The sequence below is a fragment of the Mesorhizobium sp. M8A.F.Ca.ET.208.01.1.1 genome (assembly GCF_004791315.1).
Lineage (GTDB): Bacteria > Pseudomonadota > Alphaproteobacteria > Rhizobiales > Rhizobiaceae > Mesorhizobium.
Map to the genome: position 1 here is coordinate 12219 of NZ_SRUT01000012.1, position 16275 is coordinate 28493.

The 16275-nt window shown below is 65.2% G+C and carries 12 protein-coding genes; 5 read left to right on the forward strand and 7 right to left on the reverse strand.

The window, feature by feature from the left end:
• Positions 1-68 precede the first annotated feature (68 nt).
• From EN851_RS31130 to EN851_RS31140, 3 genes are all read right to left on the reverse strand, one after another.
• On the reverse strand, positions 69-998 hold the full coding sequence (locus tag EN851_RS31130) for a sugar ABC transporter permease (protein WP_135930724.1): 930 nt from the start codon (positions 996-998) through the stop codon (positions 69-71).
• 235 nt (positions 999-1233) lie between these two features.
• Positions 1234-2493: an ABC transporter substrate-binding protein gene (locus EN851_RS31135; protein WP_135930725.1), complete on the reverse strand. Its 1260-nt coding sequence runs from the start codon at positions 2491-2493 to the stop codon at positions 1234-1236.
• Positions 2494-2495: 2 nt separating this feature from the next.
• Positions 2496-3455 (reverse strand): N-acetylmuramic acid 6-phosphate etherase, encoded by a 960-nt coding sequence (locus EN851_RS31140; protein ID WP_127275353.1) that lies wholly within the window; start codon positions 3453-3455, stop codon positions 2496-2498.
• A gap of 199 nt (positions 3456-3654) precedes the next feature.
• Here EN851_RS31140 and EN851_RS31145 point away from each other — a divergent pair, with 199 nt between their 5' ends.
• From EN851_RS31145 to EN851_RS31165, 5 genes are read left to right on the forward strand one after another with little or no spacing between them, the layout of a single operon-like run.
• Entirely contained in the window at positions 3655-4533 is an 879-nt protein-coding gene (locus EN851_RS31145) for an N-acetylglucosamine kinase (RefSeq protein WP_135930726.1), read from the forward strand.
• Entirely contained in the window at positions 4530-5312 is a 783-nt protein-coding gene (locus EN851_RS31150) for a GntR family transcriptional regulator (protein ID WP_127871131.1), read from the forward strand. The genes EN851_RS31145 and EN851_RS31150 overlap by 4 nt, the downstream gene beginning before the upstream one ends.
• Entirely contained in the window at positions 5309-6343 is a 1035-nt protein-coding gene (locus tag EN851_RS31155) for an SIS domain-containing protein (RefSeq protein ID WP_135930727.1), read from the forward strand. The genes EN851_RS31150 and EN851_RS31155 overlap by 4 nt, the downstream gene beginning before the upstream one ends.
• Complete coding sequence (gene nagA, locus EN851_RS31160) at positions 6340-7512, forward strand: N-acetylglucosamine-6-phosphate deacetylase (RefSeq protein ID WP_135930728.1); 1173 nt, start codon at positions 6340-6342, stop codon at positions 7510-7512. Before EN851_RS31155 ends, nagA begins: the two co-directional genes overlap by 4 nt.
• Before the next feature lie 10 nt (positions 7513-7522).
• Entirely contained in the window at positions 7523-8635 is a 1113-nt protein-coding gene (locus tag EN851_RS31165; RefSeq protein WP_135930729.1) for an NAD(P)/FAD-dependent oxidoreductase, read from the forward strand.
• A 35-nt stretch (positions 8636-8670) separates the two neighbouring features.
• On the opposite strand, the gene EN851_RS31170 is transcribed toward EN851_RS31165, so the two are convergent.
• From EN851_RS31170 to EN851_RS31185, 4 genes are all read right to left on the reverse strand, one after another.
• The gene (locus EN851_RS31170; protein WP_135930730.1) at positions 8671-10197 is read right to left on the reverse strand and encodes a malonyl-CoA synthase; all 1527 of its coding nucleotides are present in this window, start codon (positions 10195-10197) and stop codon (positions 8671-8673) included.
• A 178-nt stretch (positions 10198-10375) separates the two neighbouring features.
• The gene (locus tag EN851_RS31175; protein ID WP_127275346.1) at positions 10376-11122 is read right to left on the reverse strand and encodes a GntR family transcriptional regulator; all 747 of its coding nucleotides are present in this window, start codon (positions 11120-11122) and stop codon (positions 10376-10378) included.
• Positions 11123-11512: 390 nt separating this feature from the next.
• A complete protein-coding gene (gene rpe, locus EN851_RS31180) occupies positions 11513-12190 on the reverse strand; it encodes a ribulose-phosphate 3-epimerase (RefSeq protein ID WP_135883825.1) in 678 nt (225 codons plus the stop codon).
• A 219-nt stretch (positions 12191-12409) separates the two neighbouring features.
• Positions 12410-16270: a hypothetical protein gene (locus tag EN851_RS31185; protein WP_135930731.1), complete on the reverse strand. Its 3861-nt coding sequence runs from the start codon at positions 16268-16270 to the stop codon at positions 12410-12412.
• Between the last annotated feature and the right edge of the window lie 5 nt (positions 16271-16275).

Below are 16275 nucleotides of genomic sequence, written 5' to 3' on the forward strand. Positions count from 1 at the left end.
TCTCCCCCCTTGAGGGGGAGATGGCCGGCAGGCCAGAGGGGGGTATTCAGCCGTGGCATCTCCACCCCTCAGAACTGGTAGCGACGCAGGCGCGTCTGGATGAGGAAGAGGTAGACGCAGACACCGCCCAGGATGATCAGGAACATGATCGTGGCGATGGTCGCGCCCATGTTGGGGTCGCCGACCTGCAGCTGGAAGCCGAAGAAGGCGCGGTAGAGGAAGGTGCCGAGAATATCGGTCGAATAGTTCGGCCCGGCGAGCGCGCCTTGCGCCGTGTAGATCAGGTCGAAGGCGTTGAAATTGCCGACGAAGGTGAGGATCGAAATGATGCCGATAGACGGCAGGATCAGCGGCAGCTTGATCTTCCAGAACTGCGACAGTCCGGTGATGCCATCGCATTCAGCCGCCTCGATCACCTCGTCGGGGATCGACAGCAGGGCGGCATAGATCAGCATCATCGGGATGCCGATGAACTGCCATACCGACACCAGGCTGAGCGCGGTCAGCGCGTATTGCTCCTTGCCGAGCCACGGCGTGAACAGGCTTTTCAGGCCGACGAAATCGAGCAGATGCGGCGCCACGCCCCACAGCGGCGACAGGATCAGCTTCCAGGCGAAGCCGACGATGACGAAGGACAGAATGGTCGGCACGAAGATCGCCGTGCGGTAGAAGGCCGAGAACCGAAGCTTCGGGCTGGACAGGAGGGCGGCCAAAAGCACGCCGACCGGGTTCTGCACCAGCATGTGGATGATGAAGAACCAGACATTGTTCCTGAGCGCATTCCAGAAATTGACCGACCAGTTGGGGTCGCCGAACAGGGTGCGGAAATTGTCCAGGCCGACGAAGACCTGGGACTGGTCAACGTTGCGGAACAGCGAGAGCTGCAGCGTGCCGGCCAGCGGCAGGATCATGATCGCCGTATAGACGAGCACCGCCGGCGCCAGGAAGACGGCGATATGCCCGCGGAACGGTCTTTTCGGTCGTGTTTGTGCGGCCATGAGTTCGGTCCCCGCCGTCTCTCGGTTCAGACGATATGATGCTAGATGACGCCTCGATGCACGGCCCGAATGTTCTTGCCGGTGAGGCAACAACAAAGCCTGCGACTGGTCAGCCAGCCTTCCCCAACAAGAGCAAGGGTAAGGCCGAGAGGCGATGCCGACAATCGCTATCTGAACTGCCAGGTAGTCCGGAACCGGCCGGGCATGCGCCCAGCCGGCTCCGTTGCCTGAGCTCTTACTTCGCCGGATGATACCAGCTGTCGAGACCGGTCTGCAGCTTCTTGGCCGCGGCTTCGGGCGTATCGGTGCCGTTGATGACGTTGGCCGATTCAACCCAGGTCTCGTTTTCGAGATTCGGCGTGCCGCGCGACAGGATCTGGTAGGTCGAGCGGATCGTCGACTTGCACTTGCCGCGCCAGGAGACGAATTCCTGCGCCAGCGGGTCTTCCATCTTCACCGGCGCGGAGTTCAGGCTGAAGAAGCCCGGCAGCGCGTTGGCATAGATGGTGGCGAAATCAGGCGAAGCCACCCAGGACAGGAAGGTCTTGGCCGCGTCGGCGTGCTTGGAGGCTGCGTTCAGGCCCATGCCGATGTCGGTATGGTCCGAGATGTAGCAGGTGTCGCCGGCCTTCTCGACCGGCGGCGGGAAGGCGCCCATCTTGAACTGGGCCTGGGTGTTGAACAGGCCGATTTCCCACGAGCCGGCCGGGTAGATGGCGGCGCGGCCGAGCGTGAACAGGTTCTGGCTGTCCGGATAGGTCTGAGCCTCGAAGCCGTCGCCCAGATAAGGCTTCCACTTGGCCAGTTCCTCATAGGGAGCGACCCAGTCCTTGTAGGTCAGCTTCTGATCGCCCTTGATCAGTGCCGCGCGGCCGTCCTCGCCCTTCCAGTAGTTGGGGCCGATGTTCTGGTAGCCCATGGTCGCGGCTTCCCAGAGGTCCTTGGTGCCCATCGCCATCGGGATGTAGGTGCCGTCGGCCTTGATCTTGTCGAGCGCGGCGAAGAATTCGTCGCGGGTCTGCGGCACCTTGATGCCGAGTTTGTCGAAGGCGTCCTTGTTGTAGATGAAGCCATGGATGACGGAGGCCATCGGTACGCAGAAGCTCGCCTTGCCGTCATCGGTCTGCCAAGCGGACTTGGCGACGGGCGAGAAGTTTTCCATGCCGGGCAGCGCCGAGAGATCGGCAAGGTTGCCCTTCTTGAACAGTTCGAGCGACTTGTCGAACGGGCGGCAGGTGATCAGGTCGCCCGCCGAACCGGCGGCGAGCTTGGCGCCGAGCGCGGCATCATATTCCGTCGGAGCCGAGGGGGCGAACACCACCTTGATGCCGGGGTTCTTGGCTTCGAAGGCCGGGATCAGCTTGTCCTTCCAGATGGCGAGGTCGTCGCCGCGCCAGCTTTCGATGTTGAGCGTTACGTCCTCGGCGTGAGCTAGCCCGGCCGAGCCGAGAATGCTTGTGCCCAGTAGCAGTGCCGTCAGTAGTTTCGTTGTCATGCTCAGTCTCCCTGTTGACCTTTTTCAGGTTCCGTTTTGATGAGAACAGAGGCGTTGCGCCCCTTGCTCCCCTCGATTGCTGAAAGCGCCGGCCGCAGCTTCTGGCCGGTCCCTTCCAACAGTTTCTCGGCCGCGTCGGCGCTGTCGGCGCCGGCGGCAAGCAGAATGGCTGTCTTGACCGCGCCGCCGCTCTTTTCGAGCAGGCTGGCGGCCTCTTCCTGGCCGCGGCCGCTGACGGCGGCGACGATGCGCGCCGCCCGGTCGCGCAGCTTCATGTTGTCGGCCATGAGGTTGACCATGTAGCCGTCATGAACATGACCAAGATGAATGGCGGTCAGCGTCGACAGCATGTTGAGCGCGATCTTCTGCGCCGTGCCGGCACCCATGCGGGTCGAGCCGGCAATGACTTCCGGCGGGGTTTCGAGCAGGATGGCGGTGTCGGCCTGCCGCAGCAGAGCCGAACCCCTGTTGTTGGCAATGCCGATGGTGACGGCACCCCGTCGCCGCGCATCCTCGATGGCGCGCACCGCGTAGGGGGTCGTGCCGCTGGCGGAAAGCGCGATCAGGCAATCGCCCGCGCCGATGCCGGCATTGGCGACCGCGGTCGAGGCCTCCTCCGTATCATCCTCGGGCCCGCCGGCCAGTGTCTTGAATGCTTCGTCGCCGCCGGCGATCAGGATGGCAATGCGGTCGCGCTGGATGCCGAACGTGCCCGGCAGTTCCAGCGCGTCGGCCAGCGCCATCAGGCCGGAGCTGCCGGCCGCGGCGTAGGCAAGCTTGCCGCCACTCCCCAGGCAGCCGGCAATGATCTCGGCTGCCCTGGCGATGGAAGGAATGGCGTTGCGGACCGCTTTCGCGGCCTCGACCTGCGCATCGGCCAGCGAGCCGAGGATCGCTTCGGGCGCCTGGATATCCAGCCCCTCGGCATTCCCATGCAGCGCTTCGGTGCGCATTTCGGCCATCCCAGTTCCTCCAATCCACAAAACAATACCAAAAAAATACCACTTGTCCACACGCATTAACGAATTCGCGGACAGGGAATCGCTGAGTCGACGAATTACGCAAGTTTTTCAATAAAATACGGCTTAATCTTTTTGAAACGGAAATTAACTCTTGGCTATTGGTATTTTATTGGTATTATCCACCCGGAGGAGAAATCGCGTGAAATTCGTGCTCGGTATCGATGGCGGCGGCACCAGCTGCAGGGCCGCCCTGGCAACAGTCGACGGCGCCGTCATCGGCCGCGCCAAAAGCGGCGCCGCCAACATCCGCACCGACCTCACCGGGGCCCGCTCGAACATCGTCGATGCGGCGCGGCAGGCCTTCATCGCCGCCGGTCAGGATCCGGACCTGATCCCGCAAACACCCGCCATTCTCGGCCTTGCCGGCGCCAATGTCGGAACCTACCGGCAGCAGCTCGAAGCGATCCTGCCGTTCAGCACCAGCTGCGTCGAGACCGATGCCGAGATCGCGCTCGAAGGCGCGGTCGGTTCTGGCGACGGCGCGATGGCGATCCTGGGCACCGGCACTGCCTATATGGCACGCAAGAATGGCAAATCGCGCGCCATCGGTGGCTGGGGGTTCCAGGTCGGCGACCAGGGCAGCGGCGCCCGCATCGGCCGCGACCTGCTTGAACAGACATTGCTCGCGCATGATGGCGTGCGCCAGGCATCGTCGCTGACCGACAGCATGATGGCCGTTTTCCGCAACAATCCCGAGGACGTGGTCGAGTTTACCACCAACGCCAAACCAGGCGATTTCGGCGGCTTCGCGCCGAAAGTGTTCGAGCACGCGCAAAAAGGCGACATCGTCGCCAACTGGATCCTCGACAAGGCGGTCGCCGATGTCGAGGCATCGCTCGGCGCGCTCGACCTCGCGGCCGGCGCGCCGCTCTGCCTGCTCGGCGGGCTGGCGCCGCTCTATGCGCCGCGCCTGTCGGCGCGCTACCGCGCCCTGCTGAAGGAACCGCTCGACGATGCGCTTGGCGGTGCCGTTCAGATGGCGACGCGTCTGTTCGCCGGGACGGAGGCCGCACGATGAGCGATGCCGCCGATCAGATCTTCGCCACGCTCAAACAATCCTCGCAAAGCGGTGCGCCGCTTTACCTGCAGCTCAGGAAGAGCATCGAGGACGCCGTCAATCGCGGCCTGATCGGCCCGGGCGACGCGCTGCCGTCCGAGCGCGACATCGCCACCAAGGCCGACATTTCGCGCGTCACCGTGCGCAAGGCGGTGCAGGACCTGGTCAAGGGCGGCATCCTGGTCCAGCGCCATGGCTCCGGCACTTTCGTGGCGCCGCGCATGGAACGTGTCGAGCAGTCGCTGTCGCGGCTGACCTCGTTCACCGAGGACATGGCGCGGCGCGGCATGGCGGTGCGTTCGGCCTGGCTTGATCGCGGCCTCTACGCGCCCTCGCCCGACGAGATGATGGTGCTCGGCCTGTCGTCGAACGAGCTGGTGGCGCGCGTCGCGCGCCTGCGCATCGCCAACGACACGCCGCTGGCGATCGAACGTGCTTCGCTGTCGGCCAGCGTGCTGCCCGATCCGGCCGGCATCGGTTCCTCGCTCTACGCGGCACTGGAACTGACCGGCAACCGGCCGGTGCGCGCCGTGCAGCGTATCTCCGCCGCCAATCTCGGCGAGGGCGATGCGCGCCTGCTCGAAGTGCCGCCGGGTATTGCCGGCCTGCACATCGAGCGTATTTCCTATCTGGCGAGCGGCAAGGTGATCGAATTCACTCGCTCCATCTACCGGGGCGATGCCTATGATTTCGTCGCCGAACTGCGGCTGACAGGGCCGAGCGAAGAGGGCCGACCATGATCTCCAACACCACCCATATGCAGCGCGAGATCGAGGAGATCCCGCAAGCCGTCGCCCGCCTGCTCGACGGCTCCGGCGCGGTGCTGGCCGAAGCCGGGCGCGGCATCAGGGAACGCGACCCGCATTTCGTCGTCACCGTGGCGCGTGGCTCGTCCGACCATGCCGCCACCTTCATGAAATATGCCGTCGAACTGACCGCGGGCCTTGCCGTCGCCTCGGTCGGCCCCTCCATCGCCTCGATCTATGGCCGCAAGCTGCGGCTTGAAGGCTCGGCGTGCCTGGCGATCTCGCAGTCCGGCAAGAGCCCCGACATCGTCGCCATGGCCGAAACCGCACGGGCCGGCGGCGCGCTGACCATCGCCGTCACCAACACCGCCGATTCGCCACTCGCGCGCGCCTCGGACTATGCGATCGACATCCTCGCCGGCCCCGAGCGCAGCGTCGCGGCTACCAAGACCTTCATCAACTCCGCCGTTGCCGGTCTTGCCTTGATGGCGCATTCGACCGGCGACGAAGCGCTCCTTGCGGCACTTGCCCGCCTGCCCGAGCATTTCGGCAAGGCGATCGCCTGCGACTGGATGAGCGTGCTCTCCGAAACGATCGAGAAGCAGAAGTCGTTGTTCATTCTCGGGCGCGGGCCGTCGGCGGCGATGGCCAGCGAGGCGGCGCTGAAGTTCAAGGAGACGTGCGGCATGCATGCCGAGGCCTATAGCGCGGCCGAGGTCATGCATGGCCCGCTGGCGCTGATCGGCCCCGACTTTCCGGTGCTGGCGCTGGCCGCGCGCGACGCGTCCGAGCCCTCCGTCGCCGAAGCCGCCGACAGCCTGGCGGCCAAGGGCGCGCCGGTGTTCGTCACCTCGGCACTCGCCAATCGCGCCACGCGCCTGCCGCATGTCGCCACCGGTCACCCGCTGACCGATCCGCTGACGCTGATCGTCTCCTTCTACATGTTCGTCGAGGCTTTTGCCCGCCATCGCGGCCTCGACCCGGACGCGCCCCGCAACCTTCGCAAGGTGACGGAGACCGTATGAGCGACCGTTTTGCCCTGACCGGCGCCCGCATTTTCGACGGCGACGACTGGCATGAAGGTGCCGCCCTTGTCGTGCGCGACGGCCTTGTCGAAGCCATGCTGCCGCTAGGCGCAGTTCCCGGGGATATCCGTGCCATCGACATCGGCGGCGGCATGCTGGTGCCGGGCTTCGTCGATATCCAGGTCAATGGCGGCGGCGGGGTGATGCTCAACGACCATCCCGATGTCGCCTCGATCGAAACCATCTGCCGCGCGCATGCGCCGTTCGGCACGACGGCACTGCTGCCGACGCTGATCACCGACACACCCGCGATCACCGCTGCAGCCATCGCCGCCGGCGAAGCCGCAGCGCTGCAAAAGGTGCCGGGCTTTCTAGGCCTGCATCTGGAAGGGCCGCATCTGTCGATCGCCCGCAAGGGCGCGCATGATCCGGCGCTGATCCGGCCGATGACGGACGCCGACCAGGCCATGCTGATCGCGGCGCGCCGGAAGCTGCCGGTGCTGCTCACCACGATCGCGCCGGAATCCGTCGACCCGGCCCGCGTCACGGCCCTGGCCAAGGCCGGAATCGTCGTCAGCCTCGGCCATTCGGATACGGGCCATGCCACGGCAAAAGCCTTCGCCGAGGCCGGCGCCAGTGTCGTCACCCATCTGTTCAACGCGATGAGCCAGATCGGCAATCGCGAGCCCGGGCTGGCGGGAGCCGCCCTCGACATCGGCACCTTGTCCGCCGGCCTGATCGCCGACGGCATTCATGTCCATCCGGCGACGATCAGGATCGCTCTCGATGCCAAGCAGGGGCCGGGCAGGATCGTGCTGGTCACCGACGCGATGGCGACGATCGGCACCGACATGACGTCGTTCACCCTCAATGGCCGCACCATCTACCGCAAGGATGGGAGCCTGCGGCTTGCCGACGGCACGCTGGCCGGCGCCGACCTCGACATGATCTCGGCTATCCGGTTCATGCACCGCACCGTCGGACTCGAGCTATCCGAAGCCTTGCGCATGGCTTCGCTCTATCCGGCGCAGGCGATCGGCCAGTCGCACCGGCTTGGCCGCTTTGCCAATGGCACGGCGGCGGACATCGTTGCGCTGTCGGACGATCTTGGCATAGGAAGCGTCTGGATCGGCGGCGACAAGGTGTTCGAGGCTGCCGCTTCCCGCTGAGCGAGAGGGCATGCAGACAATCGATTGTGTCGTCGCCGGAGCAGGCGTCGTCGGCCTTGCCGTCGCCAGGGCGCTTGCCTTGTCGGGCCGCGAGGTGGTGGTGATCGAAAAGGCCGACGCGATCGGCACCGTCACCAGTTCACGCAATTCGGAAGTGATCCATGCCGGGCTCTATTATGCGCCCGGCAGCCTGAAGGCCCGGCTCTGCCTCGAAGGCCGCCGGCTTCTCTACGCCTACTGCGCCGAACACAATATCGGCCATCGCCGCGCCGGCAAGCTGATCGTCGCCAGCGAGCCAGGCCAGGCGGACGGGCTGCGGGCGATCGCGGCCAATGCCAGGCGCTGCGGGGTCGACGATCTTGAGTTTTTGACGCGCGGCGAGGCCGAGCGCCTGGAACCGGCGCTGAGCTGCGCCTCCGCGCTGCTGTCGCCGTCGACCGGCATCATAGACAGCCATGCGCTGATGCTGTCGCTGCGCGGCGACGCCGAGGCATCAGGCGCATCCCTGGCTTTCCTCACTTGCGTTGCCGGCGCGACGACCGAAGCCGGCCGGATCCGGATCGACACGCGCGATGCCAATGGCGAGACCTTCGCCTTGGAGGCCGGCGCTTTCATCAACGCAGCGGGCCTCGATGCGCAGGCGGTGGCCGGCCGGATCGAGGGTTTTCCAAGGGACCTCATCCCCCGGCAGTGGCTGGCGCGCGGCAATTACTTCGCGCTTCCCGGGCAGTCGCCCTTTTCGCGGCTGATCTATCCGGTTCCGGTCGAGGGCGGTCTCGGCGTCCATCTGACGCTCGACCTTGCCGGCAATGCGCGCTTTGGTCCCGACGTCGAATGGACCGACAGCGTGGATTACACGGTCGACCCCGGCCGAAGCGTTGTCTTCTACGAGGCGATCCGCAGCTATTGGCCCGACCTTGCCGATCATGCCCTGCAGCCGGCCTATGCCGGCATCAGGCCGAAGCTGTCCGGCCCGGGCCAGGCTTCAGCCGATTTCATGATCCAGGGTCCAGCCGATCATGGCGCGGGCCGGATCGTCAATCTGTTCGGCATCGAGAGCCCCGGCCTGACGGCAAGCCTGGCGATCGCCGACCATGTCGTCGAACTCTTGTACCCGGCGTGATCCGGTGTCCGCGGAGCCCCGAAGCGGATATCTGCCTAACCGGCTTTGTTTGAGGCGTAGAGATCCTTGTAGCTGTCGCGAAGCAAGTTCTTCTGTACCTTGCCCATCGTGTTGCGCGGCAGTTCGTCGACGAAGATCACCCGTTTCGGGTGCTTGTACTTCGCCATGCGGCCGGCGATGGCGTCGAGGATTTCGGCCGCGGTGATACGCGAAGCGGGCGAGCGCACGATGACAGCGGTGACGCCTTCGCCGAAGTCCGGATGGGCAAGGCCGATGACGGCGCTTTCCAGGACGCCGTCGAGCGCGTCTATCTCGCTTTCGAGCTCCTTCGGATAGACGTTGTAACCGCCTGAGATGATCAGGTCCTTGCCGCGACCGACAATATGGACATAGCCGTCGGCATCGATCGTGCCGAGATCGCCAGTGATGAAGAAGCCGTCGGCGCGAAATTCCGCCCTGGTCTTTTCCGGCATGCGCCAGTAGCCGCCGAACACGTTCGGCCCCTTGACCTCGATCATGCCGACCTCGCCCTGGGCAAGCGGCTTGCCGGTGTCGGGATCGGCGATGCGCAGCGACACGCCGGGCAAGGGGAAGCCGACCGTGCCGGCGCGCCGCTCGCCCTCATAGGGATTGGAGGTGTTCATGTTGGTCTCGGTCATGCCGTAGCGCTCGAGGATGGCGTGGCCGGTACGCTCGCGCCATGCCTTGTGCGTTTCGGCCAGCAACGGCGCAGAACCGGATACGAACAGGCGGATGGTCTTCGCAGCCTCGCGATCCAGCCCCTCCTGCTGCAACAGCCTGGTATAGAAGGTCGGCACGCCCATCAGGGCGGTGGCGCGCGGCAGCAGCGAGACGACGCGGCCGGCGTCGAATTTCTGCTCGAACAGCATCGCGGCGCCGGCCATCAGGACGACATTGGTGGCGACGAACAGGCCGTGCGTATGGAAGATCGGCAGCGCGTGGATCAGCACGTCATCCCCGGTGAAGCGCCATTGCTCGACCAGGACCCGGGCATTCGAGGCGAGATTCTCGTGGCTGAGCATGGCGCCTTTCGAGCGGCCGGTCGTTCCCGACGTGTAGAGGATCGCCGCAAGGTCGTCCGCGCCGCGCTCGACATCATGGAAATCGGAGGACTGCCGCGATGCCTGGTCCGCAAGGGATCCCTCGCCATTGCGGTCGAGCGTGACCACGACGGCACCGGACGGCTCGACCATCCCACGGATATCCGCCGACCGCGCCGGATCGCAGACAATCACCCGGGGTGCCGCATCGTCGAAGAAATAGCCGAGCTCGGCCAGCGTATAGGCGGTGTTGAGTGGCAGGAAGACGGCGCCAGCGCGCACGCAGGCGAGATAGAGCAAAACCATCTCCGGGCTCTTCTCGACCTGCACGGCAACCCGGTCGCCGGGCGCGACATCCATTTGCAGCAGCGCATGCGCGAGCTGCGCCGATCGCGCCAGCATGTCGCCATAGGTGAGCGTGCGGCCATCATCGGTTTCCATCAACAGATGCCCAGGCGAGGGCATCCGGGACCGGAATGCATCGAACAGATGATTGCTCATGAAATCTTCCTGGGGTGACGCAATTGTGGGTGACGGCAATGTCGACGCCGGCCGCGGGTCGGCACGCGGCGAAGCGTTCGCGTTTCCCGGCCCGGCCGTCAAGGCCGCAAACGGCTGCCCGGCGTCTACCGAAAAGATTCGAGAGATGGGACAGCGGAGCGCGACGGTCAGACAGCCGTCAACGCTGGGCGCGCTGACCCGGACCGGCGGCGGCCTTTGGCGTCTCGCCTTGCTTGAAGCGTTCCATGCACATGGCGGCGGTCAGCTGGTAGTGATCGATCAGGGCCTGGACGGCGCCGTCCGCATTTCCGTCCAGCGCATTTTCAGCAATGAGCCGGTGTTCGGCGAAATCGTCGCGCTGGACGCTCTCGCCGTCATTGGCCATCTGGCGATAGCGGTAGGCGTGATCGGAAAGCTGGTCGCAGAAGCCCACCAGCCAGTGCGACCGGCAGGCCGAGATCAGCACCCGGTGGAAGGTGCGGTGCAATTTCTCCCAGTCCGGATTGAGCGACGAGCTGCTTTGCGGCAAAAGACGTGAGGCACGCCCCAGGCGATGCAGCGCCAGCACCAATTGTTCTTCCCATTCGGCGGTGCGGTGGGCAATGGATTCGCGCAGCGCCCGCTCCTCGAGCCAGCAACGGGTGCGCGTCAGCTCCTCGAGTTCGGCCGCAGTGACCGGCATGATGAAGAAGCCGCGCTGGTCATGGCGGCCGAGGAGACCTTCGGAGGCAAGGCGATTGAGGGCTTCACGAACCGGAGAGGCGCCGGCGCCATACTTGGAAACGACCCACTCGACGCGCAGCTTGCTTTCGGTTTCCAGGGCGCCGGCGAGAAGATCATCACGCAATTGATGATAGACCGTGCTGGCAAGCGTACTCTTGGCTCCGGGCCCGTCGTCGTTCAGATTGGCAACTCCGTATGTCAAAAGCGACTCCTTGTCCCCAACTGTCGTCTTGGGCAATTCGAGTCCGAAAATTCCCCTTCTGTACCAGTACCATACAGCGCCACGCTCCAGCCGCTCAAGCAGAAGATCGCGCTATTGTACTTTAGAACAAAGAAATATACCCAATCCGCACGCCGATCGCGGGAATTCGAATATCTCTACAACCAGTGGAAACTTAACGTGTTTTGTATGCACGCACAAACATCTGTTTCTCCTGTGCCCGTGCGAGCATCTTTTCTGTCGCGCGCAAAGACAAGGAACAACGCGCCGAATCAGGCCTCCCGGGCGGCCTGATTCGGGCGTGCCTACGCTGAAGGGTGGTGATCGCACAAAGCCGGCGTGTTGGAATTGAAGCCGGATGACCGCGCTGTGTTAGCCGGCAGCCTTGTCGGCCGCGGTCCTGATCGCTTCGATATTGGTGCGGTAAGCCTCGACGCTGCCGCCCTTGAAGATGGCAGCACCCGCCACCAGCACGTCGGCGCCGGCCGATGTGACCAACGGGGCTGTTTCCGGCGAGACCCCGCCGTCGATCTCGATGCGGATCGGCCGGTCGCCGATCAGTGCCTTGACCCTTCTCACCTTGTCGACGATCCCCGGGATGAAGGCCTGGCCGCCGAAGCCCGGATTGACGGTCATGATCAGGATCAGATCGAGCCGGTCGAGCACATATTCGATCATTGTTTCGGGCGTCGCCGGATTGAGCGAGACGCCGGCCTTCTTGCCGAGGTTCCTGATGGTCTGCAGCGAGCGGTCGAGATGCGGCCCGGCCTCGGCATGCACCGTCATGCCGTCGCAGCCGGCCTCGGCGAAGGCGGCGAGGTAGGGATCGGCGGGCGCGATCATCAGGTGGCAGTCGAAAAAGGCCTTGGTGCGGTTGCGGATCGCCTTGATGACAGGCGGGCCGAAGGTGATGTTGGGCACGAAATGTCCGTCCATCACGTCGAGATGGATCCAGTCGGCACCTGCCGCCGCCACCGCCTCGACCTCGTCGCCGAGCTTCGAGAAATCCGATGCCAGCACCGACGGTGCGATCAAGGTTTTTTTGCTCATCTCGCGGCCTTTCCGGGCGCCCTTTCATACGGGCGCTCCGAACCGACTGCCTAAAGCGCTCCCGGCGACTTGTCGAGGGCGCAAGTACGGCGGTTCCACAGGCAGGGGTAACGTGGCGGCGCGCGTTGGTCCTGGGCCGCCAATCGCCGCCCGCGCGGGTCGTGAAGAAAAACCCGCCGGATTGCTCCGGCGGGTTCTCGTTTGGCGTCGCGCAGATGGCTATTGCTGCTGGAGTTTCAGGAGCCTGTTTGGAACCGGATCCTGTTGCTGGTCGATCTGCTGCCTGCGCTGCGGCAGCAATTGCAGCAGTTGGCCCGGATCGAGCTCCAGCGACGGCTGCCCGCGTATCGGCCGGCAGTTCGGATACCGCCCGATCGTACCTTCCGGACAGTGTCGCCTGAAGATCGGCTGGCACTGGCCGTTGACCATCTGCGAGCCCGGCGCGCATTCGCTCTCTTGCCTGGGCTTGCGGCATGCGCCGTCGATCACCTCGGTCCCACGCGGACAGACGCATTCGCCGCGCTTGTTGTGGACTTGGCCGCGTATGTCGCACTGCTGGAGCACTGGACCTGGTCGACGACATGCGTTGCCCTGCACCTCGGTCCCCCTCGGGCAGACGCAATTGCCGTTGGCGTCGTGGACCTGGCCACGGATGGTGCACTGGTCAGGCTGCGGCCGGACCGGGCGGCAGGCTCCGTCGCGCACCTCGGTGCCTTGCGGGCAGACGCAGTCCCCGTCCGCATTGTGGACCTGGCCACGGATGGTGCACTGCTCGGGCTTCGGCCGGACCGGGCGGCAGGCGCCATTGCGCACCTCGGTGCCTTGCGGACAGACACAGTCGCCATCGGCATTGCGGAACTGGCCAGGGATGCGGCACTGCTGCGGTTTTGGCCGGATCTGACGGCAGGCGCCGTCCCGCAGCTCGGTGCCGCGCGGGCAGACGCAGTAGCCGTCGGCGTCGTGGACCTGACCACGGATGGTGCACTGCTCGGGCCTGTCGGTCCTGACGCATTTTCCGTTCTCCAGCTCCGTGCCGCGCGGACAGACGCAGCGTCCGTCCTCGGTGCGGATCTGGCCTTCGAGCAGCACGCAGCGCGGTGGCGGTGGCAACGGAAGAACGTTGGTGCCGCCGCCCGTGCACTGGCCGTTGCGGAAGGTGGTGCCTTCCGGGCAGACACAGCGGCCGGCGTCGTTCATGACAAAGCCCGGCGAGCACTCGTTCTTCACCTCATGCGTGATGATGAAGGGATGGCACGCATAGGCCTTGCCGCGATCGCCCTGGACGTTGGACGCATCCTTGGACAGCACATCGCCGCCGCCCTGCACACGTGTGTCGGGAGAGAGCACGCCAACGCAGTTCTGGCCATTGACGTTGCCCTGCAGGTTGGCAAGACGCCCATCGTCGGGGATGACCACCGTCACACGGTGCGACTGGCTTTCGCCGGCGCCGAGCGTCAGGTTGGCGATGCAGGAGGCCGGCAAGGTCGTCGGCTCCGGCGAGCAGCCGAAAGGCGGGTCGATCGAGGTGATCGCAACACCTTCCAGCCGGCCAAGCCCTTCCACGCCGATCGCATCGCCGATGCGGACCGGACCCGAGAAGGGGCTCGTCCCGTCATTTGTGATGGTGATGTCGAACGAGCAGGGCTGGCCGACGCGGCATTCGCGGTCGCCGGTCTTTTCGACACGGATCGTCGAAGGACCGCCGCCCTTGGCGCAGGCCTGGCCGATCGGATAGACGACATCGTCGCCCTGCGCCGGCCCGTAGGAGCCGCGCGCGCAGTTCTCGAACTCGCCATTGGCCGAGACCGTCACGTCGAAGTGCCTGGAGGTTCCGGGCGTCATGACGGCGCCTGGTATCTGGCACGACAACGCATTGGCCGGAACCGGTCCGCATGCCCATTCCGCGCCGTCAGGGGTGACGGTCTGGATCTGCACGGGCGCTCCGCCCGACACCAGCGTGGCGGCATCGTTGACCCGCACCGGACCGGTGGGGGCAGCGGTGCCGACGCTGCTGACGGTGATGCGGCAGGAAACCGCGGCCGCACCGGCGAGCGAGCCGCTGCACACCTTCGTGATGCGCAAGGTCGGCTGGCCGCCATTGGGATGGCGGATGCGTTCCTTGGCGCAGGCCTTGTTGTTGGTGAGGTCGACCTCGCCGGGGATGGCCTTGACCTCGGCGCAGTTCTCGACCGTGTCGGACCGGTAGCCGGCCGGCACGACCGCCTTGACGAAGATCGGCGTCGAGGCGCCCGCCGGCAGCGATATGCCGGCATTGTCGCAGCGGAACTGGCCGGGGCCGTTCGGGCCGCATGTCCAGGGCGGGCTCGGCCCGAAGGTCGAGGATGTCGGCGCGCCGCTTGGGTAGTTGTCGATCACCGTCAGCGGCCCGTTATAGGTCAATGTGCCGTTGTTGATGATGTCGATGATGAAGGTGCAGACGCCATCGGCGGTGCAGACTTCGGTGCGGGCACGCTTCTTGAGGATCAGGTCGACCTTCTTCTCGACCGGCGGCTGGCACTCCGGGTTGCGGTCGCCGCGGCGGCAGATCGGGATCGAGGCACAGCCACGGTCATTGGCCTGGCTGCCGAACAGCGGCTTGCCGCTGGCGCCGTAATTGTAGGTGGCGCAGTTGCGCAGCACGCTGCCTTGCCAGCCTCCGGCCGGCCTGAAGCCGAGCTTGAGGTCGACAAAGGCCCCCGGATTGAGCGTGGTCACCGGATAGGTGCACGTCATCGGGGTGGTACCCGGCGCGCAGACCCAGGGCGGATTGGGCCCTGAATCGAGCGTCGAGCCGGCCGGCAGCGTCACCTCGTCGAGCACGATCTTGCCGTTGTAGGGCGCGGTGCCGACATTGGTGACCCGGATGGTGAAGGCGCAGCCGCCACCCATCGTGCAACGTGTGACATCTGCATGCTTTTCAACCTTGAGGTCCGGTTCCTTGTCCTTGGGCGGGCACCTCTGGTCGCGCGGGATGATGATGTCGATGGTTTGCGTGCAGCACAGGCCCCAGCCTTCCTTCGGTCCGGCATAGGTCTCGATGCCGGTGACGACGAGATGGATGACGTCACCGGGTGAAGCGCCGACGATCTTCCAGTTGAGCACCCCGCCGCCCACCGGCACTTTCTGGGTGTCGGGGATGATGGTGATGCCTGGTGAGGTCGTCGAAACCTGCACCCACTTGCCGCCCATCTCCGGGCCGACAGGCATGTGATAGATGAAGGCGCCGCCGCCGGGCACGCAGTCGACCGTGCCGCGCTCGACCTTGAAGCATTCGTGGTCGGTTGGAGGCGGAGGTTGCCTGTCGCATTTGGTGAGGTCGATCCGGATCGAGGTCTTTTCGCCGGTCGCGATGTTGCCGTCATCCGGCTTGCCCGGATCCTGCGACGGGATGAGGGTGCCCGTACCGAGGCCGGAGGTAACCTTGATCAGGCCCTGGTTGTCGACATTGACCGGCGCCGGAAACGCGGCGTGGTCGATCTTGGCCGTAATGCGGAAAGTGATGACGCGTTCGTTCGGTGCGCCCGAGCCATCGAGATCGCTGGCGGAAATCCGGAAATCGGAAACCGTTGCGGTGTCGTTGGGGCCGGTCGAATTGCTGATGAGAGCACTCGGCAAGGCCCCGCCCGATGCATCGGTGCCGTCGCCGGAGACCGTCACGTTGACGATCGAAAGACCGTGCGGAAGCTGGTCCTTGAAGTCGAGCTTGGCTTTCTTCAGCGCCGCCTCGAGGCCCGGATTGGCAAAACCTTGCGGATTGCCGCGCAGCCCGAAGGTCAAGGTGTAGAAGACATAGTCGCAGCTGCGCTGGCCACCGGTCTTGGTGAAGAACGGCACGACACGTCCGGGTTCCGGGTTGATGATGCGCGGATTGTCGAGCTGCAGCGGCTGCACATCCGGGCTGGTGACTGCCTGGACGGTCTGGGCGGCGGATGCCGGCAATGCGGGCGCAAGGGCGACCGCGATACCGGCCGCCATCAGCCAGCGCGCACCGCGCCTGGCATATGACAGGGGTTTCATGATCGTCTCCATGACGGTTTTTTGCGTTTTGGTCGCGAGCGGGGATGGGGCAAGAATGGTCATCTTTG

Coding starts and splice junctions, on each gene's coding strand:
- EN851_RS31170 (WP_135930730.1), bottom strand. CDS start 10,197: ATGAGCAATCATCTGTTCGATGCATTCCGGTCCCGGATGCCCTCGCCT.
- EN851_RS31165 (WP_135930729.1), top strand. CDS start 7,523: ATGCAGACAATCGATTGTGTCGTCGCCGGAGCAGGCGTCGTCGGCCTT.
- rpe (WP_135883825.1), bottom strand. CDS start 12,190: ATGAGCAAAAAAACCTTGATCGCACCGTCGGTGCTGGCATCGGATTTC.
- EN851_RS31135 (WP_135930725.1), bottom strand. CDS start 2,493: ATGACAACGAAACTACTGACGGCACTGCTACTGGGCACAAGCATTCTC.
- EN851_RS31155 (WP_135930727.1), top strand. CDS start 5,309: ATGATCTCCAACACCACCCATATGCAGCGCGAGATCGAGGAGATCCCG.
- EN851_RS31130 (WP_135930724.1), bottom strand. CDS start 998: ATGGCCGCACAAACACGACCGAAAAGACCGTTCCGCGGGCATATCGCC.
- EN851_RS31150 (WP_127871131.1), top strand. CDS start 4,530: ATGAGCGATGCCGCCGATCAGATCTTCGCCACGCTCAAACAATCCTCG.
- nagA (WP_135930728.1), top strand. CDS start 6,340: ATGAGCGACCGTTTTGCCCTGACCGGCGCCCGCATTTTCGACGGCGAC.
- EN851_RS31185 (WP_135930731.1), bottom strand. CDS start 16,270: ATGACCATTCTTGCCCCATCCCCGCTCGCGACCAAAACGCAAAAAACC.
- EN851_RS31140 (WP_127275353.1), bottom strand. CDS start 3,455: ATGGCCGAAATGCGCACCGAAGCGCTGCATGGGAATGCCGAGGGGCTG.